This window comes from Pseudomonas sp. FG86, assembly GCF_057808775.1.
Genome location: NZ_JBMDIS010000015.1, coordinates 80,672 through 101,268, shown reverse-complemented (window position 1 = coordinate 101,268; position 20,597 = coordinate 80,672). Strand labels below are relative to the sequence as shown.

Annotated in this window: 21 protein-coding genes; 8 read left to right on the top strand and 13 right to left on the bottom strand. The window is 61.5% G+C overall.

Translation table 11 applies throughout. From position 1 onward, the window contains the following. Positions 1-125: 125 nt before the first annotated feature. Both ACODSV_RS12890 and ACODSV_RS12885 read left to right on the top strand, forming a co-directional pair. A complete protein-coding gene (locus ACODSV_RS12890) occupies positions 126-1,016 on the top strand; it encodes an ATP-binding protein (RefSeq protein ID WP_150054313.1) in 891 nt (296 codons plus the stop codon). Continuing rightward, positions 1,013-1,495, top strand: a complete 483-nt coding sequence (locus ACODSV_RS12885) for a GAF domain-containing protein (protein WP_150054314.1) — start codon at positions 1,013-1,015, stop codon at positions 1,493-1,495. Before ACODSV_RS12890 ends, ACODSV_RS12885 begins: the two co-directional genes overlap by 4 nt. Positions 1,496-1,534: 39 nt before the next feature. On the opposite strand, the gene ACODSV_RS12880 is transcribed toward ACODSV_RS12885, so the two are convergent. The 8 genes from ACODSV_RS12880 to ACODSV_RS12845 all read right to left on the bottom strand — a co-directional run bounded on the left by ACODSV_RS12880 (position 1,535) and on the right by ACODSV_RS12845 (position 10,321). After that, on the bottom strand, positions 1,535-5,170 hold the full coding sequence (locus ACODSV_RS12880) for a transporter substrate-binding domain-containing protein (protein WP_041160876.1): 3,636 nt from the start codon (positions 5,168-5,170) through the stop codon (positions 1,535-1,537). Between the two features lie 8 nt (positions 5,171-5,178). Continuing rightward, the gene (locus tag ACODSV_RS12875; RefSeq protein WP_024074245.1) at positions 5,179-5,802 is read right to left on the bottom strand and encodes a response regulator transcription factor; all 624 of its coding nucleotides are present in this window, start codon (positions 5,800-5,802) and stop codon (positions 5,179-5,181) included. A 241-nt stretch (positions 5,803-6,043) separates the two neighbouring features. Next, positions 6,044-6,445 carry a response regulator gene (locus tag ACODSV_RS12870; RefSeq protein ID WP_024074246.1) on the bottom strand — a complete coding sequence of 134 codons (402 nt, stop codon included), beginning with the start codon at positions 6,443-6,445 and terminating at the stop codon, positions 6,044-6,046. A 173-nt stretch (positions 6,446-6,618) separates the two neighbouring features. After that, a complete protein-coding gene (locus ACODSV_RS12865; RefSeq protein ID WP_024074247.1) occupies positions 6,619-7,950 on the bottom strand; it encodes a deoxyguanosinetriphosphate triphosphohydrolase in 1,332 nt (443 codons plus the stop codon). A gap of 71 nt (positions 7,951-8,021) precedes the next feature. Further along, positions 8,022-9,185, bottom strand: a complete 1,164-nt coding sequence (locus ACODSV_RS12860) for an EAL domain-containing protein (RefSeq protein WP_024074248.1) — start codon at positions 9,183-9,185, stop codon at positions 8,022-8,024. Positions 9,186-9,275: 90 nt separating this feature from the next. Continuing rightward, positions 9,276-9,617: a hypothetical protein gene (locus ACODSV_RS12855; protein WP_024074249.1), complete on the bottom strand. Its 342-nt coding sequence runs from the start codon at positions 9,615-9,617 to the stop codon at positions 9,276-9,278. Then, entirely contained in the window at positions 9,614-10,003 is a 390-nt protein-coding gene (locus tag ACODSV_RS12850; RefSeq protein WP_024074250.1) for a phage holin family protein, read from the bottom strand. The genes ACODSV_RS12855 and ACODSV_RS12850 overlap by 4 nt, the downstream gene beginning before the upstream one ends. Positions 10,004-10,006: 3 nt before the next feature. After that, a complete protein-coding gene (locus ACODSV_RS12845) occupies positions 10,007-10,321 on the bottom strand; it encodes an ElaB/YgaM/YqjD family protein (RefSeq protein WP_024074251.1) in 315 nt (104 codons plus the stop codon). A 346-nt stretch (positions 10,322-10,667) separates the two neighbouring features. Between ACODSV_RS12845 and ACODSV_RS12840 the strand changes: the two genes are divergently transcribed. Beyond that, on the top strand, positions 10,668-11,876 hold the full coding sequence (locus ACODSV_RS12840; protein WP_041161126.1) for an ammonium transporter: 1,209 nt from the start codon (positions 10,668-10,670) through the stop codon (positions 11,874-11,876). On the opposite strand, the gene ACODSV_RS12835 is transcribed toward ACODSV_RS12840, so the two are convergent. Beyond that, entirely contained in the window at positions 11,863-13,599 is a 1,737-nt protein-coding gene (locus tag ACODSV_RS12835; protein ID WP_024074253.1) for a cation:proton antiporter, read from the bottom strand. The genes ACODSV_RS12840 and ACODSV_RS12835 overlap by 14 nt on opposite strands. Positions 13,600-14,000: 401 nt before the next feature. Here ACODSV_RS12835 and ACODSV_RS12830 point away from each other — a divergent pair, with 401 nt between their 5' ends. The 3 genes from ACODSV_RS12830 to ACODSV_RS12820 all read left to right on the top strand — a co-directional run bounded on the left by ACODSV_RS12830 (position 14,001) and on the right by ACODSV_RS12820 (position 15,610). Next, positions 14,001-14,237: a glutaredoxin family protein gene (locus ACODSV_RS12830; RefSeq protein WP_150055745.1), complete on the top strand. Its 237-nt coding sequence runs from the start codon at positions 14,001-14,003 to the stop codon at positions 14,235-14,237. Between the two features lie 74 nt (positions 14,238-14,311). Continuing rightward, positions 14,312-14,647 (top strand): hypothetical protein, encoded by a 336-nt coding sequence (locus tag ACODSV_RS12825; protein WP_010565034.1) that lies wholly within the window; start codon positions 14,312-14,314, stop codon positions 14,645-14,647. Between the two features lie 72 nt (positions 14,648-14,719). After that, a complete protein-coding gene (locus ACODSV_RS12820; RefSeq protein WP_150055746.1) occupies positions 14,720-15,610 on the top strand; it encodes a pseudouridine synthase in 891 nt (296 codons plus the stop codon). Between the two features lie 54 nt (positions 15,611-15,664). Here the strand turns inward: ACODSV_RS12820 and ACODSV_RS12815 are convergent, their stop codons facing one another. Further along, entirely contained in the window at positions 15,665-15,886 is a 222-nt protein-coding gene (locus ACODSV_RS12815) for a YgdI/YgdR family lipoprotein (RefSeq protein WP_024074256.1), read from the bottom strand. Between the two features lie 79 nt (positions 15,887-15,965). After that, on the bottom strand, positions 15,966-16,568 hold the full coding sequence (mobA, locus tag ACODSV_RS12810; protein WP_024074257.1) for a molybdenum cofactor guanylyltransferase MobA: 603 nt from the start codon (positions 16,566-16,568) through the stop codon (positions 15,966-15,968). A gap of 76 nt (positions 16,569-16,644) precedes the next feature. On the opposite strand from mobA, the gene moaB reads away from it, so the two are divergent. Together moaB and ACODSV_RS12800 are read left to right on the top strand one after the other, a co-directional pair. After that, positions 16,645-17,184, top strand: a complete 540-nt coding sequence (gene moaB, locus ACODSV_RS12805; protein ID WP_024074258.1) for a molybdenum cofactor biosynthesis protein B — start codon at positions 16,645-16,647, stop codon at positions 17,182-17,184. Next, complete coding sequence (locus tag ACODSV_RS12800) at positions 17,168-18,394, top strand: molybdopterin molybdotransferase MoeA (protein WP_150055744.1); 1,227 nt, start codon at positions 17,168-17,170, stop codon at positions 18,392-18,394. Before moaB ends, ACODSV_RS12800 begins: the two co-directional genes overlap by 17 nt. A 271-nt stretch (positions 18,395-18,665) precedes the next feature. On the opposite strand, the gene ACODSV_RS12795 is transcribed toward ACODSV_RS12800, so the two are convergent. Both ACODSV_RS12795 and fliK read right to left on the bottom strand, forming a co-directional pair. Next, positions 18,666-18,995, bottom strand: coding sequence for an EscU/YscU/HrcU family type III secretion system export apparatus switch protein (locus ACODSV_RS12795; protein ID WP_024074260.1), 330 nt, complete (start codon positions 18,993-18,995; stop codon positions 18,666-18,668). Further along, entirely contained in the window at positions 18,992-20,569 is a 1,578-nt protein-coding gene (gene fliK / locus ACODSV_RS12790; protein WP_150056392.1) for a flagellar hook-length control protein FliK, read from the bottom strand. Before fliK ends, ACODSV_RS12795 begins: the two co-directional genes overlap by 4 nt. Positions 20,570-20,597: the final 28 nt, after the last annotated feature.

The following is a 20,597-nucleotide window of genomic DNA, read 5'->3' as shown; positions in this document are numbered from 1 at the left end:
CTGAACATCCACAGGCTCTGGCTTGCCCGGCACGAATCGTTAGGTTTTATGGGGGCAGCCCCCAGCAGTCAGCCGTAGGGTTGCCAATACGCCATCTTTTGCAAGAACTTGCCAGAGGAATAGTCGTGGATTCTCGATTGAATGCCTTTCTTGAGCGTGCCGACGCTGTGCTCGCTCGCCTGGAACCCTTGTTACCCGCTCCGCGCCAAACCATCGACTGGAACCAGTGCCTCGCCGCCCGGTGGCAGCGTGACGGTCGCAGCGGCTTTTTGCTGCCCCTGGACGTGAGCCTGGACATGCGCTTGTCTGACTTGATCGGCGTCGACAAGCAGCGTGAACAACTGGCGCGCAACACCCAGCAGTTTCTCGACGGCTTGCCGGCCAACCATGCGTTGCTGTGGGGGGCGCGCGGCACCGGTAAATCGTCCATGGTGCGTGCCTTGCTCGCCCAGCACGCCAAGGCCGGCTTGCGCCTGATCGAGATCGAACGTGATCACCTGGCTGACCTGCCGCGCGTGGTCGAGCAATTGCTCAAGTTGCCGCAGCGTTTCATCCTGTTCTGCGATGATTTGTCGTTCGAGGCTGGCGAAGGTGACTACCGCGTACTCAAGAGCGTGCTCGACGGCTCCCTGGAGCAGGCCCCGGAGAACGTGTTGCTGTACGCCACGTCCAACCGTCGTCACCTGGTGCCGGAAAACCAGAGCGACAACGACAATTGGAAGCGCGTGGATGGCGAGCTGCACCCCAGTGAAGCGGTGGAAGACAAGATCGCCTTGTCCGACCGTTTTGGCCTGTGGTTGTCGTTCTACCCGTTTTCCCAGGAACACTTCCTTAACGTGGTCGAGCACTGGATCGGTGAGCTGGCGAACAAGGCCGGCTTGCCGTGGCAGCGCGATGAAGCCCTCGACATCCTCGCCGTACGCTGGGCCACCGGGCGTGGCAATCGCAACGGCCGGTGCGCGTATCAGTTCGCCCGTTACTGGGTGGGCCTTAAATTGCTGGAGCGTCAACCATGATCGATTTGCAACAGGCCGGTACCGGTCTGGATGGCTATGCCCTGTTGTGCGCGCAGCTGGAGTCGCTGCTGGCCGATGAGCGGGATTTCATCGCCAATAGCGCGCAGTTTTCTGCGTTCTTGTTCAACCAGCTGGACGACCTGAACTGGGCCGGCTTTTACTTCAACCGCAATGATGAATTGGTGCTCGGCCCGTTCCAGGGCCAGATCGCCTGCGTGCGTATCCCCTTCGGTCGTGGCGTATGTGGGGCGGCCGCGGCAACGCGGCAAACCCAGCGAGTGGAAGACGTGCACGCGTTCCCCGGGCATATCGCCTGTGACAGTGCCTCGAACAGTGAGCTGGTGGTGCCCCTGGTCAAGAACGGCCAACTGCTTGGCGTCCTCGACCTCGATAGCCCTTCGCTGGCCCGCTTTACCGTGCAGGACCAGGCCGGTATCGAACAGTTGGCGGCGATTTTCCTGCGGTTGACCGACTGCTGATAGGTGGCGGCAGGCGCGAGCGGTCAAGCTCGCGTCTGCCTATCCCGATGAATTCAGGCTGTTGAGCTGCATGTGCAGCATTCTCTCCATTTCCAGCATGCATTTCTCCAGGGCCTTGATACCGGTTTCGATCACGCGGTGGTCATCGCCTCGGGCGCATGCCTGTTCCAGCGCTTCGCACTGACCGGCCAGCCCGACGGCCTGCACGATGCGGGCGGCGCCCTTGATCTTGTGGGCTTGCTCGATGATGTCCTGGGGCGAGGCCTGTCGAACCAACATCGCGACGAGTTCCTGGCGGTCATGGGCGCTGCTGCTCAACAACTCCTCAAGTAGGCGTCGACTCAACTGTGGGTCGCCTCCCGTCAGGGCATCGAGGCTGGTGAGGTCCAGCTGCATGGCCGGCCGTTGTGGCTCGATCTGCGCCAGTTGCCGCTCCAATGCCGTGAGGCTGATGGGCTTGAACAGGCAATCATTCATGCCCGCTTCGGCGCAGCGCAGTTTCTCTTCGGGCTGGGCATTGGCGGTAAAGCCCAGCACGACACAAGCGGGCAGTTGCTCTCGCTGCTCATATTCGCGGATCGAGCGGCAGAGCTCATAGCCGTTCATGATCGGCATGTTGCAGTCGGCGATGACCAGGTCGAAGTGTTCCTGGCGCCAGGCCTGGAACCCGGCCGCGCCGTGCTGGGCGGCGGTGAACTGATGGCCGAGGTAACCGAGTTGCTGGCACATCAGCAGGCGGTTTGCGGGGTGATCGTCCACCACCAGCACATTGAGCACCGGTGCCGGTGCCGCTGCTATGGGCTTGGATTCGTCCGCGGCCTCGACCGGCAGCAGGCGGTTCATCTTCAGGCTGACATGCACTTGGGTGCCCACCATCGGCACGCTGCTCAGGCTCAGTTGCCCGCCCATCATTGAACACAGGCTACGGCAGATGACCAGCCCAAGACCCGCGCCACTCCTGGCCAAGTGGCCGGAATTGTCGGCCTGGGCGAAGGGCTCGAACAGGCGTAGCTGGTCGTCCCGGCTGATGCCGATGCCGGTGTCCTCGACCACCAGCTTGAGCTCGACCTGCTGGGGCATTTCGGTGGCTTGAACGTCCACCTTGATCTTTACCTGGCCACGTTCGGTGAATTTGATTGCATTGCTCACCAGGTTGGACAGCACCTGCTTGAAGCGCAGTGGGTCGATCAGCACATCGGTGTCTTCGAGTTCAGGCTTGAACTCCAGCAACAGACTCAAGGTTTTCTGACGCGCCAGGCCGTCGAACACGCGGACCACCGATTCGATCACTTCCTTCAGGTTGACCCGCTCGGGGGCCAGGCTCAAGCGGCCGGATTCGATGCGCGCGATGTCGAGGATGTCGCCGATCAGCTCCAGCAAGTCCTTGGCCGAGTTGTAGGCGACCTCGATGGCCGGTCGATCGAGGTGACCCTGGTCGGCGCGCTTGAGGGTCAGCTCCAGCATGCCGATCACCGCGTTCATCGGCGTGCGGATTTCGTGGCTCATGGTCGCCAGAAACGTGCTTTTGGCCCGGTTGGCCTCGTCGGCCTGCTCCTTGGCGGCGCGTAGTTCATCGAACAGTTGGCGCCGTTCGCTGATGTCGATCCAGCCACCGATAATGCCTTGCACCTCACCGGTTGAGTCGCGGTAGGGCAGGATCCAGTGGTAGATCGTCAGTTTTTTTCCACGGATGTGCAGCGGGCGATCCAGGATCATTGGGTCGCCCTGTGCCACGACGCGCAAATAGTCCGCATGGTATTGCGCGGCCTCCGTTTCCAGCGCCGTACCGATCTGCACCACACTTTTGCCGATCACGTCCTCGCGCTTGGCGTCGAACACCTGCAGGTAGCTGTCGTTGCAGGTCTGCAGCAGGCCGTTGCGGTCGCGTACATAAATCGGGTGGGGCGTTTCGTTGACCAGCGCGCGCATGAACTCGAACTGATCGTTAAGGGCGCGCTCAGCCATTTGGCGGTGCTTGATCTGGCGACGCATGTAGGCGTTCCAGGTCAGGGAAATCAATAGCAACAAGCCGGTGCCGATGATGATCTGGGCGATCAAGTGGTGGTAATTGCGCCAGTAGCTGTCGGAGGCGGCGGTGTAGCCCCGCCAGCGACTGTTGATCACGCCCAGTTCATCCGGGGCGATGCTCAGCAGGGCCTTGTCGAGGATTGAACTCAGTTCGGTGGCATGGCGTGAGGTCGCCAGGGAAAAGGTGGCCGGAAGAGTGCCGATGCTGGTGCTGATTTGCAGTTTGTCCTGGAACATCGGCGATGACAGGAAATAGTTGGCGATCACCAACGAATTCACCGCACCCTCCACCTGGCCCTGGGCGAGCAGCTCCGAGGCTTTGAAGGTGTCACTGGTCTCCACCAGGCGGATCAGTGGAAAGTCCCTGCGCAGGACCGCATGCAGCGGGTTGCCCTGGGTGATCGCCAGGCGCTTGCCTGCCATCTGCTCCAGGTTCGAGGGGGCGCCGGGCTCTTTGCGTGTCAGCAGCACGTAGGAGTTTTCCAGGTAGGGCCGGCTGAAATCCAGTTGCGCTTCCCGTTCGACACTGGGCGTCATGGCCCCGATGATGTCGGCGTCGTGGTTGCTGACCTGTTCGATCATCGCGTGCACATCCCGCCCGCGCTGGATCTCGAAGCGCAGGCCGGTGCGCAGGCGGATCAGCTCCAGGAGGTCGGCGGTAATGCCGCGAAAATTGCCGTCCGCGTCGAAAAAGGTCAGGGGCGCGAAGGTTTCGTTCACCAGCACTTTCACCACGGGATGCTCTTTGAGCCAGCGCTCCTCGCGTGGGGTCAATTGCAGTTTCTTGTCGGTCAGCAAAATATCGCTGCCGGCGCTCCAGCGCTTGGCGATGCTCTCGCGTTCGTTGGTGGGCACGGCCGCCAGCACTGCGTTCACAATGCCCAGCAACACGTGCTGGTCCCGGCGCAGGGCAAAACTGAAGCCATAGGCTTCATGTTTGCCGAAGTTGGCCATGTGAATGTTCTTCAGGTAGCCCTTGTTGATCATGTAGTGGGTCGAGATGGTATCGCCGAGAAACACGTCTGCCTGGTCGAACGCCACCGCATTCAGGGCATTTTGATAAGAGGGATAGGTGCTGATGATTGCATCGGGGTACAGCTTCTCCACTTCGCTCAGGGGCAGGTAATGGTAGACCAGGCTCAGGCGCAGCCCAGCCAGGGCCTCGCTGAGGCTGCGTGTCTCACCCTCCCGAGTGACCAGCACCGGTTGATCCACGGCATAGGGGGCTGACAGGACCAGGTTCGGATTCGCGGCCTCGAAGCCGTTGGAGGAGCCCAACAAGTCAATCTCGCCTGCTTCGAGGGCCTGGATGGACTTTTCCCGTGACGGGTAGCGCATCACCTTGATCGGCAAGTCCAGCGCTTTGGCCAGCAACCCGGCGTAGTCGGCAGTCAGCCCTTCGTAGTCGCGACCACTGGAGGTGAGGTCGAAGGGCGGGTAGTCAGGTGCCGCAGTGCCTAACACCAGTTCGCGTTTGTTCTGTAGCCACTGCCGCTGGGCAGTGTCCAGTTGGGAGTCCAGTTGAACGCCGACTGCGCGACTCAACAAGGTGAAGTGTTCCGGTTCTGTTTGAACGGCGAGCACGGCGGTGCTCAAGCACATGCCTGCGCTCAATATGATCAAATAGTCCTTTATACGCCTGGGCATCCGCTTTCTCACACTAGCGCGTTTCGTTTTGCCAACTCGATAAGTTCTACCAAGGACTTGGCTTTGAGTTTTTGCATAAGCCTCTTTTTATAGGTGCTGACGGTCTTGTTACTTAGAAACATGCCTTTGGCGATTTCTTTATTGGTGCGGCCTTGTGCAAAAAGTTGCAAAACCATTAGTTCCCGGTCATTAACGGCCTTGAACAGTTCCAGCTCTTCGGAATTACCTTCCGAGCCGCAAGCGTTCAATGCCTGGCTCGGGAAATAGTTATAACCCGATAATACCGCGCGAATCGCACTCAGCAATTCACTCAGGTCGCCCTCCTTGCACACATAGCCGTCGGCGCCAGAGCGCATACAGCGGGTGGCAAACAGGGTTGGGCATTGTGCCGTCAGGATGAGGGTTTTCATCGGGGTGTTCATGGCGTTGAAGCGGCAGAGTACTTCGAGGCCATCAAGTTTCGGAATACTGATATCCAGAATGATCAAATCCGGAAGGCATTCGCGAACCATTTGTATCGCATCACAACCATTATCCGTTTCGCCGACGACCTTATAACCTTCATGTTCCAACAACATTCGAATCGCCAGCCTGATAACAGGGTGGTCATCGATGATGAAAACTGTGTTCATAATCACATTCCATGCAAGTGCAAATAAAGCGGGCACATTAGCTCAGAAGCTGAGGAAGGAGCATGAAGCTCAAGGGGAATAGGTACAAAACAGGAAAAATCCTACATTAAAAAAGGTATCGTCTTACGAGTTGCTGAGGCTTTGTGGGTGTTTGTGTCTGAGCATGGGGAGCGACGGGGCTCCTGTCGCTGCCAATGTTTTAGTAGCCGGGTTGTTGTAAGTTTTTCTTATATGAACATGTTTAAATTCCTACATTTAGAGTGGCGGGTATCAAGTCGATCAGTTCGTCGCGGTTTAACGGCTTTGCCAAGTAACCCAGCAATGGCAAGTTACGTTGCAGGGCTTGGGTATTCAGGTTTTCCAGTTCGAGTGCGGGCAAGCCGCTGAGCAAGATGGCTCCCACGATAAAACCTCCGCGACTGGCGATTTCGACCAACTCCAGCCCTGGCAGGTCGGGCAGACATTGGTCGCACAGCATCAGGTCGAAGGGCTGTTCGCACTGCGTCATCAGCCGGATCGCCTGTTCGGCGTTTTCAGCCAGGGTCAACCGGTCGAAACCGAAGCTGTTGAGCAGGCACTGGGTCGCCAGCAGCTGAAAAGGGTGATCCTCCACCAACAGGAGGCGAAGGCGATATCTAGGCATAAGAAGGGCACACGGTGAGTCAAGCGGCGATTGGGCGGGGCGTAGGAACGTCTCGCCATGCCCCCTAAGAGGGTGCGTGATTATTCATCGGCGGTTTGTACGAATTCGATCAGGCCGCTCTGTTCCCATCGTAGGGAGATTCTTTTCAGGGAACAGACGCGTGATCGAAAACATTATTGAGGGCTTGAGCGCCCGGTCATTTCCCGCGCCATCTCAGTGGCGTAGCTGTCGGTCATGCCGGCGATGAAGTCAATCATTCGCAGGAACGAGGCGTGCAGCGACCAGGCCGGATCCGGTGCGCTATTGCCGAGCAGATCGAGGATGCGTCGGTTCTTGAACGACGGCGTGCGCCCGCCATGTTGCTCAAGGGCTGCACCACAGAAGGCGTTGAGGAGAATTTCCAGCGTGGTGTAGGCGCCGATTTCATGCAGGGTCTTGCGCTTGTCCTGGAAGATCTTCTTGCGCGCCATGTCTTTGGCATCCAACACACAACGCTTGGCGGGGCCGTGCATATGCTCGACCAGGTCACCGGGCAGCATGCCGGCCAGCAAGGCGTCCTGCTGTTCGACAAAGGCCCGCGCCGCCGCATTGGTCAGGTGTTCGATGGCCTTGCCGCGCAGGATCGCCAGTTTGCGTCGGCGCGAATCCTGGGCGCCGAGTTGCCGATAGGTCTGCGGCAGGTCGTCGCCCACCAGGTCGAGGAGCAGCGACTCGACCTCGGCGTATTGCAGCAAGTCCATTTCCAGGCCGTCTTCCAGGTCGATCAGGGCGTAGCAGATGTCGTCCGCCGCTTCCATGAGGTACACCAACGGGTGGCGGGCCCAACGTTGTTCTTCGAGTTGCGGCAGGCCGAGCTTGTGGGCGATCTGTTCGAGGATCGGCAGTTCGCTTTGATAGCAGCCGAACTTGTGCTTCTTGTAGCCCAACGAGTCCGCGTGGCGTGCGGTCCAGGGGTATTTCAGGTAGGTGCCCAACGTGGCGTAGGTCAGCCGGGTACCGCCGTCGAACTGGTGGTATTCCAGCTGCGTGAGTACCCGAAAGCCCTGGGCGTTGCCTTCGAAATTGAGGAAGTCATTGCGCTCGGCCGTGCTCATGTCGTCCAGCCAGCCGCGCCCGGCCGCCTGCTGGAACCAATGGCGAATCGCATCTTCGCCGGAATGCCCGAACGGCGGGTTACCGATGTCATGGGCCAGGCAGGCTGATTGCACCACCATGCCCAGGTCGCTCGGGTCGCACCAGTCGGGCAGGGCGCTGCGTAGCGTTTCGCCCACGCGCATGCCCAGTGACCGTCCGACGCAGCTGACTTCCAGTGAATGGGTCAGGCGCGTGTGGATATGGTCGTTGCTCGACACAGGGTGCACTTGGGTCTTGCGGCCCAGGCGGCGAAACGCGCCGGAGAAAATGATGCGGTCGTGGTCTTTGTGAAACGGGCTGCGGCCCAGTTCTTCCGGGCTGTGCAGCGGTTTACCAAGACGTTCGCGGGTCAGCAGGGTGGGCCAATCCAAGGCGGGTACTCTCCGTGCGGTGAATGACCCGCCCAGCTTCCCGGTTCCGCCTTGGCGGGGCAAGCAAAAATCTACAGGCCGGCCGCGTCGATATCGATCAACAGCAAGCGCTGGCCATTATCGAAGAATTGTCCGGCGGTCAGGCAATACTGGTTGGTGGTGGCATCGCGGTAGGTCGAGGACAGCGTCAGGCGCCGCTCCTCCCAGCCTTCAGCCAGCAGATGATAGAAGTATGGGCGCCACGACCAGTTGTGGCCCAGATAGCGGCTGTCGGCTTGCCAGGCGTCCTGGCGCCATTCGAAGTTGGGCGTCAATTGGGTGCCATGGCGGTCGCATTGGTAAAAGCGCAACAACCATGGATAGTCCGGCAGTTGCGGCAGCTGGCTCAGTGGCGCCTGGCCCTGGGCCCAGGCCTGCAGGATGCTCATCAGCTCGGCCAATTGCCGGCGCAGTTGCATGACGCGCCCGCGCTCCGCCAGTTTCTGCTGGACGTACGCGGCACGCAGTTGGGCAAAACGCGGCACGAAGGCATCGGTGGCAAACCAGTCCAACTGGGCCTGGGCGAACAGATAACCTTGCACATAACGCGAGCCACACTCCAGGGCGAAGCTCAACTGCGCCTCGGTTTCTACCCCCTCGGCGATGATCCAGCAGCCGGTTTTTTCCGCCATTTGCGCCAGGGCGCGCACCACTTCGCTGCTGGGGCCTCCGCGGGCGGCTTCCTGGAACAGGCGCATGTCCAGCTTGAGAATGTCCGGCTGCAAAGCCAGTACCCGGTCGAGCTGGGAATAACCGGCGCCGAAGTCATCGATGGCAATGCGCGCGCCGGCCTCGCGATAGCGCGCCACCACATCGGCCAGGCGCTGGATATCACCACCCAGTTCAGTGATCTCGAACACGATACGGGCCGGGTCGACGTCATGGGCTTTGAGCTGTTGCAGGCTGGGCAAGGCCTGGCCGACGCGCAAGCGGTTGATCCAGCGCGGCGAGATGTTCAGGCTGAGGAACCAGTCCTGCGGCACCTCATGCAGGCGGCTCAAGGCGTTGTCACGAATCTGCCGGTCCAGGCGACGCAATGCTCCGCCTGGGGTGCGCGGGTCGGCAAAGAGCGGGCCGACGGAGAGCAGGCGGCCATCAGCCTGGCGCAGGCGGCCGAGGGCCTCAACGCCGGCAATGCGTCCGGTGGCGGTGTCGATAAACGGCTGGAAGCAGGCGAGCGGTTGCCCGTCAATCACGGGGCCTCCTTAAAAGCGTTGGCGAAAAAAGACCCGGCCCTCGCAGGAGGGCCGGGTCGTTTCTGTTTGCAAGAATGCAGCCAGCAGGGCTCAACCTTTGCGTGAAGCGCCTTGCATGGCCAGTTTGATCAGTGGAATCAAGCCAGCGCCCAGTCGCACCAGGCGGGTCAGGCTACTGATGCTGCCGCCCTTGGCACCCTTGCCGGTAAAGAAGCCGATCAGCGTCACCGCCGCCACGCCCCACAGCGGCGCGTGCTTGATGCCGAGGCTGTCCTGCCAGTTATGGCTCATGTTGCGCACCTTGGTCAGGGGCAGCATCAGTTGCTGGGACTCGTGGCGGATTTCCTGGCGGTGCATTTCCATGCGCAGGCGGATCAACGCCTTGCGCATTTCCCGACGGGTCGTGGAGGGCGGGATTTCATTCAGGCTCATGGCAACAGGCGCTCCCGATCATTGGCCAGCTCTTCGAGCGTGGCGTGGAACGGCGTGGACTCATCGAACACCGCTGCTTTCAGGCGCACGCCGCAAAAGGCTGCCGCCAGGGTATAGAACACGCAGAGGCAGACGATCCCGGTCAGCCGGTAGCCGGTGTCCCATACCAGGATCATCACCAGGGTCGACAACCCCACCAGCAACAACAGGGCAAACACCAGCGCCAGGCCGGCAAACAGCAGCAGGCTGACCGTGCGCGCCTTCTGTTCCTGCAATTCGATACCAAACAGTTCGACATGGCTGTGCAGCAAGCCCAGCACAGCCGCACCCAGGCGCCGTGAGGTAGAACTTGGGCCCGTTGACGAGCCGGATTCGCCGATAGACATGATTTAGCGCCTTGTAGCCAACAGGCCGATCAGAAAGCCCACGCCGGCGGCAATGCCCACCGACTGCCAGGGGTTGGCCTGCACGTAATCTTCCGTTGCCGTAACGGCGGCCTTGCTGCGCTCGCGCAGGGAATCTTCGGTCAGTTGCAGGGTTTCGCGGGCCTTGAGCAGGCTGTCGTGGATCTTGGCGCGCAGCTCGTCGGCCTGGTCGCCGGCCAGGATGGCGGTGTCGTCGAGCAACTTTTCGGTATCGCTGACCAGGGTTTGAAAATCCGCCATCAGTATTTCTTGAGCCGTCTTCGTCGTTTTGCTGGCCATGGTTATCTCCGTGAGTGGCTGATCTATGCGTGTGGTTTCGAGTCACCGGTGTCGGTGAAGGTTCATTGCAATTGTGTGGTACAGCTTTTGCTTTGCCTTGGTGCGCCTGCCCCTGGGCCTGCGCTGAATCTGGGCGGTCGGGGCTCAAGCCTACAAAAACCTTACCCAAAATAACTGAAACTCGCGGAAAAACCCTGTCGGGGATGGCCCGTTGTGCTGATCGCTGCGCTAAAGCGGTTCACACCCTCGCAAGAGGGGTGGGGCCGCTGGTGCCAATTTAGTGCGCGATTCGCTGGCTTGAACCGCTTTGGTGCTTTTTGCCTTTAATGCAGGCCTGCCAACCTCCATGGAAAATTTGCAAAGCGCGGTGGACACTCTTGTCCATAGCTCCAACACTCTGTTCATCCTGATTGGTGCGGTCATGGTCCTGGCCATGCATGCCGGTTTCGCCTTCCTCGAAGTCGGCACCGTGCGCCAGAAGAACCAGGTCAACGCCCTGTCGAAGATCCTCAGCGACTTCGCCATCTCGACCCTGGCCTATTTCTTTATAGGCTATTGGATCTCCTATGGCGTGAGTTTCATGCATCCGGCCGCGGTGATCAGTGTCGATCATGGCTATGGCCTGGTGAAGTTCTTCTTCCTGCTGACCTTTGCCGCCGCGATCCCGGCGATCATTTCCGGGGGCATTGCCGAGCGTGCAAAGTTCGCTCCGCAGTTGTGCGCGACGGCGTTGATCGTAGCCTTCATCTACCCGTTTTTCGAAGGCATGGTGTGGAACGGCAATTTCGGCCTGCAAGCCTGGTTGCTCGCGACCTTTGGTGCCCGCTTCCATGATTTTGCCGGGTCGGTGGTGGTGCATGCCATGGGCGGCTGGCTGGCGCTGGCGGCGGTGCTGTTGCTGGGGCCGCGCAATGGACGTTATCGCGAAGGGCGCCTGGTGGCGTTTGCGCCGTCGAGTATTCCATTCCTGGCGCTGGGCTCGTGGATTCTGATCGTCGGCTGGTTCGGTTTTAACGTGATGAGCGCCCAGACCCTGGACGGGGTCAGCGGCCTGGTGGCGGTCAATTCGTTGATGGCCATGGTCGGTGGCACCGTGGCGGCCCTGGTGATCGGTCGCAACGACCCCGGCTTCCTGCACAACGGCCCGCTGGCCGGGCTGGTGGCGATCTGCGCCGGTTCCGACCTGATGCACCCGGTGGGCGCTCTGGTCACGGGGGTAGTGGCCGGTGGCCTGTTTGTGTGGTGCTTTATCGCCGCCCAGGATCGTTGGAAAATCGACGACGTACTGGGCGTGTGGCCGCTGCATGGCCTGTGCGGCGTGTGGGGCGGCATTGCCTGCGGCATCTTCGGCCAGGCGGCCCTGGGCGGTTTGGGCGGCGTGAGCCTGCTCAGCCAGTTGATCGGTACGGCCCTCGGCGTGGTCGTGGCGCTGGGCGGCGGCCTGTTGGTGTATGGCGTGATCAAGCACGTACATGGGCTGCGCCTTAGCCAGGAAGAGGAGTATTACGGCGCGGACCTGTCGATCCACAAGATCGGCGCAGTCAGTCAGGATTGATCGGCGCCTCTTCGTCAGTGCCCGGGTGCGAATAAAAGCCGTGCAGCAGGCGGTAGCGGTTATGTCGCACTTCATCCACCCGCGCCTGCACCTGATGGTCCGGCAGGCCCAGCAGGATCAAGGCGTGGGAGGCGAGCATCAGGCTCGACTCCAATAGCTCCGGCACCACTTCGCTGGCGCCGGCGGCTTTCAGCTCGGCCAGTTGGCTGTCGTCGCGGGTGCGCACCAGGATCGGTACCTGCGGGTTGATCCGGCGCGCCTCCTTCAGCACCGCCAGGGCCACATCGGTATTGTCCACCGCGATCACCACCAACCGCGCCCGCTCCAGGCCGACCGCGCTGAGCAAGGCGCCACGGCGGCAGTCGCCGTAGTGCACGCTGCTGTCTTCGGTGGCGGCTTCCTGCACCCGTTCCGGGTCATCATCTAGGGCGATGTAAGCCTGTTGTTCCCGACGCAGGAAACGCCCGATGGATTGGCCGACCCGCCCGTAGCCACAGATCACCGCATGCCCGTGCAATTGGGCGTTGAGCGCGGTGATGGCTTCCAGTTGTACTTGCTGGTTGGGTTTACGGTGCAGACGCAGGGCGATGGCCGGTGCGGCGCGCAACAGCAGTGGGGTCAGCAGCATCGAGCAGAAGGTCGCGGCGAGCAGCAGGCCGTTGAATTCATCGGGTATCAGCCGGCCCTGTTGCATCTGCGCCATCAATGCAAAACAAAATTCGCCGCCCTGGGCCAGGGCCAGGCCACTGCGCCAGGCGGTTTCGCTGTCGCTGCCACGCAGCTTGACCAGTGCGGCCACCACACACCCTTTGACCAGCATCAGCGTGAGGGTCAGGCCGAGGATCAGCAGGCTGTGGCTAAGGAACAGTTGCAGGTCGATCAGCATGCCGATGCTGACGAAAAACAGCCCCAGCAGGATGTCGCGAAATGGCCGGATATCCGCTTCGATCTGGTGCCGGTAGTGGCTTTCTCCCAGCAGCATGCCGGCCAGAAAGGCGCCGAGGGCAGGGGAGAGCCCAAGCAAATGGGTGAGCCAGGCCGTCAGCAGGACGATCACCAAGGCCAGCAGCACGAACAGCTCAGCCGAGTGGGAGGCGGCGACTTCATGGAACAGGCGTGGCAACAACCAACGGCTGGCGAGCAACAGGCCAATGAACAGCACCCCGGTCTTGCCCAGGGTCAGTGGCAGCGCCCAGTACCAGGCCTGTTCACTGCTGCCGGTAAACACCGGCACCAGCGTCAACAGCAGCACCGCGACCACATCCTGGAACAGCAACACGCCAATCGCATTCTGGCCATGGCTGCTGAAGATTTCTCCGAGGCTGGTCAGCTCCTTGCTGACGATGGCCGTGGAGGACAAGGCCAGCCCGGCGCCGAGCAACAGTGCGACGCCGGGCGCGAGCCCAAACCCCATCAACAGGCCTCCCAGCAGCATCCCGCAGCCCACTACCTGCAAGCTGCCCAAGCCAAACACCACGTGGCGCAGGGCGAGCATCTTGGTCAGGGAAAACTCCAGGCCCAGGGAAAACAGCAGGAACACCACGCCGAGTTCGGCCAGGTCGGGCAATGCTTCACTGTCATTCACCCAGTCGAGGGCGGTCGGTCCCACGGCCAGGCCCACGCACAGGTAGCCCAGCACCGGGGGCAATTGCAGCCGGCGAAACAGCGCAATCACCACCAGGGATGAGGCCAGAATGATCAGCAGGTTGGCGAACACAAGCATCTCCGTTGCGGGGCGAGCGGACAAAAGGTCGTGAGAGTGGCTGAGTCAGTTATAGGCCATGGTGATCTGGGTCAGGGTTTTATTGTGGTCGGCGGGCTTATTGTGGTTGATGAGCTGCCGTGGCAAGCGGGCCTATTGTGATGTTTGTGGCGAACGGGCTTGTTGTGGCGAGCGGGCTTGCCCCGCGTTGGGGCGCGAAGCGGCCCCAATAGAACCCCCACGTTCCCTCAGGCAGAAATACGGTGTTTGGTTTTGGGGCTGCTGCGCAGCCCAACGCGGGGCAAGCCCGCTCGCCACAGGCAGTTTGCTCAACGCAGTAAGCCTGCCACAACGGGCCGCCTCGCCACAGGTTTTCGTCAGGCTTAGAATGCTCGTCTACTTACTGATCAGGTCCATTCGTCATGCTTCCTGAATGCCAGCTGTTCGGCACCCTGGGTTGCCATCTTTGTGAAATTGCCGAGGCCGAAATCATTCCGCTCGTCGAACGCGGGTTGCTGGTCGAGTTGGTTGATATCACCGATCCCGAAGACCTGACCGACGCCTACGGCCTAAGGATTCCGGTGCTTCGACGGGTAGATACCGGAGCTGAACTGGATTGGCCTTTCGACACTGAGCAGGTTGTCGCCTTCCTGCGCTGACGTTTATGCGATGGCGAGTTTCCGAATATTACGTTACTGTATGTTTGTACAGCGATTGAGTAGAGGGAACGCCCGTGGTGAATGTTGAACAACTGAAAAGCAGCGTCAATCGCATGTCCGCCGATGTCGTGCGCGACGCGGTGAACGAGCTGCGCCTCGACGGCCTGGTCACGGAAGGCAAGACGCCGTTTAACAAAGTGCATTTCAATACCTGCTTTGCGGAGATCGAGGCGTTGTTCCAGCGCGCCGGTTACCACAAGCAGCTGGATGTGGTGGGTTACCAGGGCTTGCTCTACGCGTTGTACGACCCCGGCCGCTGGGAGGCGGTGGACGTGCTGCGCTGGCTCAAGGAGTTCACCGAGGCGGCCAGTGCCTCGCCGATCCTGCGCGCGGAATTGGCCAAGGCCTGAGATCCGCCCTAGGCTTGATCCCGCTCCATGCGGGATAATGCCGGCCTGTTTTTCCAGGTTTCGAGCATCGGCATGTCCACTTCCGGTTTTTCCGCGTCCCAGCACCAAGCCAGCACTTTGTATTTGCCTCCCGGCTCTTGGGCGACGGTACTGGAGTGCCTGTGCGGGCATTTCCCGGCGATCAGTCGTGAACATTGGCTGGACCGCATTGCGCGTGGTCGGGTGCTGGATATCAACGGCTGCCCGATTCCGCTGGACCTGGCCTACAAGGAAGGCCTGTGCATCTATTACTTCCGTGAAGTGCCCAACGAAAAAGTGATCCCGGTGCAGGAAACCATCCTGTATGCCGACGAGCACTTGGTGGTGGCCGACAAGCCGCATTTCCTGCCCGTGACCCCGGCCGGTGAATATGTCGAGCAAACCCTGTTGCGTCGCCTGATTCGCCGTCTGGATAACCCGTCGTTGGTGCCCCTGCATCGCATCGACCGGCATACGGCGGGGCTGGTGCTGTTCTCGGCCAATCCCCACAGCCGTTCGGCCTACCAGCAACTGTTCCCCACGCGCCGGATCGATAAATTCTACGAAGCCATCGCCCCGGCCTTGCCGAACCTGGCCTTCCCCCTCGTGCATAAAAGCCGCCTGGTCGATGGCGAACCGTTCTTCCGCATGCAGGAAGGCGAGGGTGCCAGCAACACCGAAACGGCGGTTGAAGTGCGTGAAAAACACGGCGACTTATGGCGTTACGGCCTGTTCCCTGTGACCGGTAAGAAGCATCAGCTGCGCGTGCACATGACAGCGCTGGGGGCGAGTATCTGCAACGACCCGTTCTACCCAGAGGTGATCAAGGATGCCGTGGACGACTACGCCAACCCCTTGAAACTGCTGGCCCAGGGGGTGCGTTTTATCGACCCGGTCAGCGGTGAGGCGCGCAGTTTCCGCAGCCAGATCACCCTCCACTGGTAACCCCCGGAAACGACAAGGCCCGCACGCGGCGGGCCTTGGGTGCAAGCGCTGGGCTTACAGGTCTTTAACGGTGCGAACCTGGTCTTTGTTGATGCGGGTGCGCTTGCCGTCAAGCTGTTCGAATTCGTAGAAACCCGTATCTTCATTGTATTTCGGGGTGTCGACGGCCTGGATTTCGCGACCGTCATTCAGGGTGATCACTGTTGGCGAGGCGCAACCGGCAAGGGTAGCGAGGCCCAGTGCAAGCATGAGAGCGGCGATGGTCCGTTGAGTCATGAGTGTGTCTCCGAGAGAATTCTTTTTGAGTGCTGACTCTGTGACGTATAAGGCGTCGACAAAGTTCCTTGTGCGAGGTTCATTCTGACACGCCAGGCTGCGTGTGTAACAGCGCGGGTGTGTTCAGGTTGGCCAGGCGCGGGTCATCGGGCGGGCAGTCCAGCCCCACGCCACCCAGTTGCAGGAAGAGCTTGCGCGGACTGCGCTCACCGGCTTGCCAACCCCGTTCTACCTCGGTTTGCAGGCTGGTCGGGATGATGCAGATCAAGGGTTCCCAGAACTCACCGTGACGCACCATCACCGGCAGCTGTGGATGCTGTTGTGCAATCCTACGCAGGTCGGCGAGCAGTTGGGCATCGAGGTGCGGGACATCGCACGGCAAAACCAGCAAATGTTCATGGCGTGCGGCGGCTAATCCCGCGCGGACGCCCGCCAGCGGCCCGGGAAAGTCCGGGCTGTCGTCATTCACCAGTTGGTCGGCGTAGGGCGCATACCGGTCCTGGTTGCGATTGCACGAGATGATCAGGTCGTCGGTCAGCGGCCGGACCAGGCGCTGCAAGTGCGCGATCAACGGCGCGCCGTGCCATTGGAGCAGACCTTTGTCCTGGCCGCCCATGCGTTGGCCGCGGCCACCGGCCAGCAGCAGAATCGAACAGGGCAGGGGCGAAGAATCATCGGGCATGTGGGTTCCGCAGCGGCAGGTAAATGGGGGCCTGTGATATAACATCGGGCTGTTCCTTCGACAACCGGACCGTGCCATGAAAGCCAAGGCAGATGCGCCCTTCGTACCCCTGAATATCGCTGTACTGACCGTCAGCGACACCCGCACCCTGGACACCGACACGTCGGGCCAGGTGTTCGTCGACCGCCTGATCGCCGCCGGCCACCACCTTGCCGAACGCGTGCTGCTCAAGGACGACCTCTACAAGATCCGCGCCCAGGTCGCCCACTGGATCGCCGAAGACGTGGTGCAAGTGGTGTTGATCACCGGTGGCACTGGCTTCACCGGTCGCGACAGCACCCCGGAAGCCGTGAGCTGCCTGCTGGACAAACAGGTCGACGGCTTCGGTGAACTGTTCCGGCAGATCTCCGTGGCCGATATCGGCACCTCCACCGTGCAATCCCGCGCCCTGGCCGGCCTGGCCAATGGCACCCTGGTGTGCTGCCTGCCCGGCTCTACCAACGCCGTGCGCACCGGGTGGGACGGTATCCTCGCCGAGCAGTTGGACAACCGTCACCGCCCCTGCAACTTCGTGCCGCACCTCAAGCAGGCCGAACCCTGTGAATCCCGTGGATAAGCCGGGCAAGACCGGTGCCCTGATGCCGGTGGAAGACGCACTGCGGCAATTACTGGACATGGCTGAAGCGGCACCGATCCGCGAGCAGGAAGTATTGCCCCTGGCCGAGTGCGACGGTCGGGTATTGGCGCAAGACATGGTCTCGACCCTCGACCTGCCGCCCTGGCCCAACAGCGCCATGGACGGTTACGCCGTGCGCCTGGCGGACTGGACGGGAGAGCCGCTGGTGGTGAGCCAGCGCATTTTCGCAGGGGCCGCGCCGCAGCCCTTGGCCCTGGGGACCTGTGCGCGCATCTTCACGGGAGCGCCAGTGCCCGAAGGCGCGGACTGCGTTGAGATGCAGGAAAACGCCGAGGTCCATGCCGATGAGCGCGTCAGCTTTACTCAGCCGCTGCGCGTCGGCCAGAACATTCGCCCCCAGGGCCAGGAAACCACGGTGGGCGAACGGGTACTGTCCGCTGGCACACGCCTGGGCCCGATCGAACTGGGCCTGGCGGCGTCGCTGGGCCACGACTGCTTGAGCATCGTGCGCCGTGTGCGCGTCGGGGTGCTGTCCACCGGCGACGAATTGATCGAGCCGGGTTTGCCGTTGGGCCCAGGCCAGATCTACAACAGCAACCGCCGCGTGCTATGCAGCTGGCTCGAACGCCTGGGCTGCGATGTGATCGATGCCGGTATTCTTCCCGATGACCTGGAGCAGACGCGTACCCGCCTGGCGGGCCTGGGCCATGTCGACCTGATTCTGTCGACCGGCGGAGTGTCGGTGGGCGAGGCGGACTTCCTTGGCATCGCCTTGCGTGAAGAGGGTGAACTGGCCTTGTGGAAGCTGGCGATCAAGCCGGGCAAGCCGCTGACCTTTGGTCACTTCCGCGGCGTACCGGTGATCGGCCTGCCGGGCAACCCGGCATCGACCCTGGTGACCTTTGCCCTGTTGGCACGGCCTTACCTGTTGCGCCGCCAAGGTGTGGCAGAAGTTGAGCCGCTGCGTTTCGAAGTGCCTGCGGGCTTCACCTGGCCCAAGCCGGGCAACCGCCGCGAATACCTGCGCGGGCGCATCGAGCAGGGCCGGGCGATCATCTATCGCAACCAGAGCTCCGGCGTGCTGCGCAGCGCGGCGTGGGCGCAAGGGTTGGTGGAGGTGTTGGAGGGTACGACGCTGGAGATGGGTGATCGCGTCAATTTCATCCCCCTGAGCGAAGTCTTGAATTGACCTCAAGCTGAATGTCGACTTAGCGCTGTCGCGCAGTAAACATGGGATCCCTGTGGCGAGCGGGCTTGCTGTGGTGAACGGGTTTGTTGTGGCGAGCGGGCTTGCCCCGCGTTGGGCTGCGCAGCAGCCCTAAAACCAGGCACCGCGGTGTGTCAGTTAAAAACACATCGCCTGTAATGGGGCCGCTTCGCGCCCCAACGCGGGGCAAGCCCGCTCGCCACAACAAACCCGCTCGTCACAACAAGTCCACTGGCCACAAAGATGCGTACATTCAGTAATCGTCGCCACGCTCGGTCACATCCCGCTCCACGGGCCCGGCATCCGGGTCGTACCCCACCGGAAACTTGCCCTTCAACGTCCAGGCAAACGCAATGATCTCGGCGATCGTGCGGTACAACTCCTCCGGGATACTGTCCCCCAGTTCCATGCGCGCGAGCAGCTTTACCAGCTCGGCGTTTTCATAGATAGGCACTTCATTTTCCCGGGCCAACTTGAGTATCGCTTCGGCCAGGGCGTCGTCGCCCTTGGCGGTCAGGGTCGGCGCTTGCTGGCCGTCGTATTTGAGCGCAATTGCCTGGCGCGGCGGGTTGGAGTTTTTCATGCGGTTTCATCCACCCAGCGTTGTTCCAACCCGGTTTTTGGCCCGCGGGGTGGCGTGCCCAGGTGGCAATCCAGATCGCCGACGTTGAGCCCCGATGACACCAGGCGCTCGCGCAGGCTGCCCAGGTGGCTCTCGATCAGGCTGGCGGTGAAGGGGCGCGAGGCCCACAACTGGCTGGACAGCTTGCCTTGGGTCAGTTGCGCCTGGACCTGCAACGGCCCCAGCGGCTCCATATCGAAGGCCAATTCGACGCGCCAGAGCATCTGCTTGGGGTCCTTTTTGTCTTTACGTTCAGGCTGTTCCTTGTCCGGCGTCGGCTCTTCACGCTGGAACTTGACCTGCAACGGCACGATGTCTTGCAACGTGCGCATGGGGATTTCCAGTTGCCAGGTGGTTTGCAGCCGGCCATCGGCAGTGGTACCGGTTTGCTCCAGGCTCGACAGCTGGTGGCTCTGCAGGCGCGAGATCGCTCCGGCGGCCAGGCGCAGCAGGTTTTCCAAGTCGCCTTCACCCTCCAGCTTTGCCATGAGCCGTTCGGGCAGCGGGAAACTGGCGGGTATTTGTCGGGCGCTGACCTGGCCCAGGGTGTTCAGCGGGCTACGCACAAAGTTCGGTAAGACCTGGGCCAGGGTGTTGGCAGCGAGGATGGCACTCAAGTTGGTGCTGGCCGGCAGGGCCGGTACCAGGTCGGCGACCAGGCGCAGCAGCGCGCCCTTCATATCCAGCGGCGGTACCTGCGGGTTTTGCCCCGCGAGTAATTTGGCTTCGAGAAAGGCCCCGCTGTTCTGGATCACCTGCGCCAGCACCTTGGGGTTGCTGACCTGCGCCAGGTCGGGCAACGCGGCCAGCAAACGCTCGGCGGCCGCGCGCAGGTCGGCCGAGGTGCTGTCACTTTTCGGCAGGTTTTGCAGCGCGGTGAACACTACATCCAGCGAGCCCTGGCGACTTTGCTGGGTGGCGAGTTGCTGGGTGACCGCCAATTGATCCTTGAGCCCACTCAACGGCACGAAGTTCAGGGTTTGCGCGTTCTGCACCACGGCGCTGAGCAAACTGCCCACGCGCAGGGGTTGCGGGCTTTCCACGGTCAGCGTCGCGCCAGCCAAGGCGTTATTGAGCACGGTCACCAGCGACCGATAGATCGCCGGCTGCGTGGTGCCCTGGGGCAGGGCCTGGGTGGTCAGCACCTTGGCCTGCAGCAGGGTGCCTTCCGGCAGCTTGGACGTATCGATACGGGTCAGTGCGGCGACATTGGCGCTCAAGGCTTGTTGCAGGCTGATGGCCAGGTTGCCGGCCGGGGTCTGGCTGACCGATACGTTAGTGCCCAGCGGCAAGGGCTGCGGGCTGCTGGCCTGCACCAGGGTCTGGCGGCCACCGTCCAGGGTCAATTTGAGCAACAGCTGAAACGCCTCGCCCCCTTGTTTCAGGGCGAGAACCTCGGCGTTCACGGTTTTACCCGGGTCGATCAGCCCGATTTGCGGCTCCAGCAGTTTGAGCAAGGCGCCTGGGGCAGGCGCGGGGCTTTGCCCGGCCACCGGGGCGGGAGGAAGCGTAGGAAGGTTGATCTCACCGGTCATCGCGCGCGTCGTCTCTGGGAAATTGCCC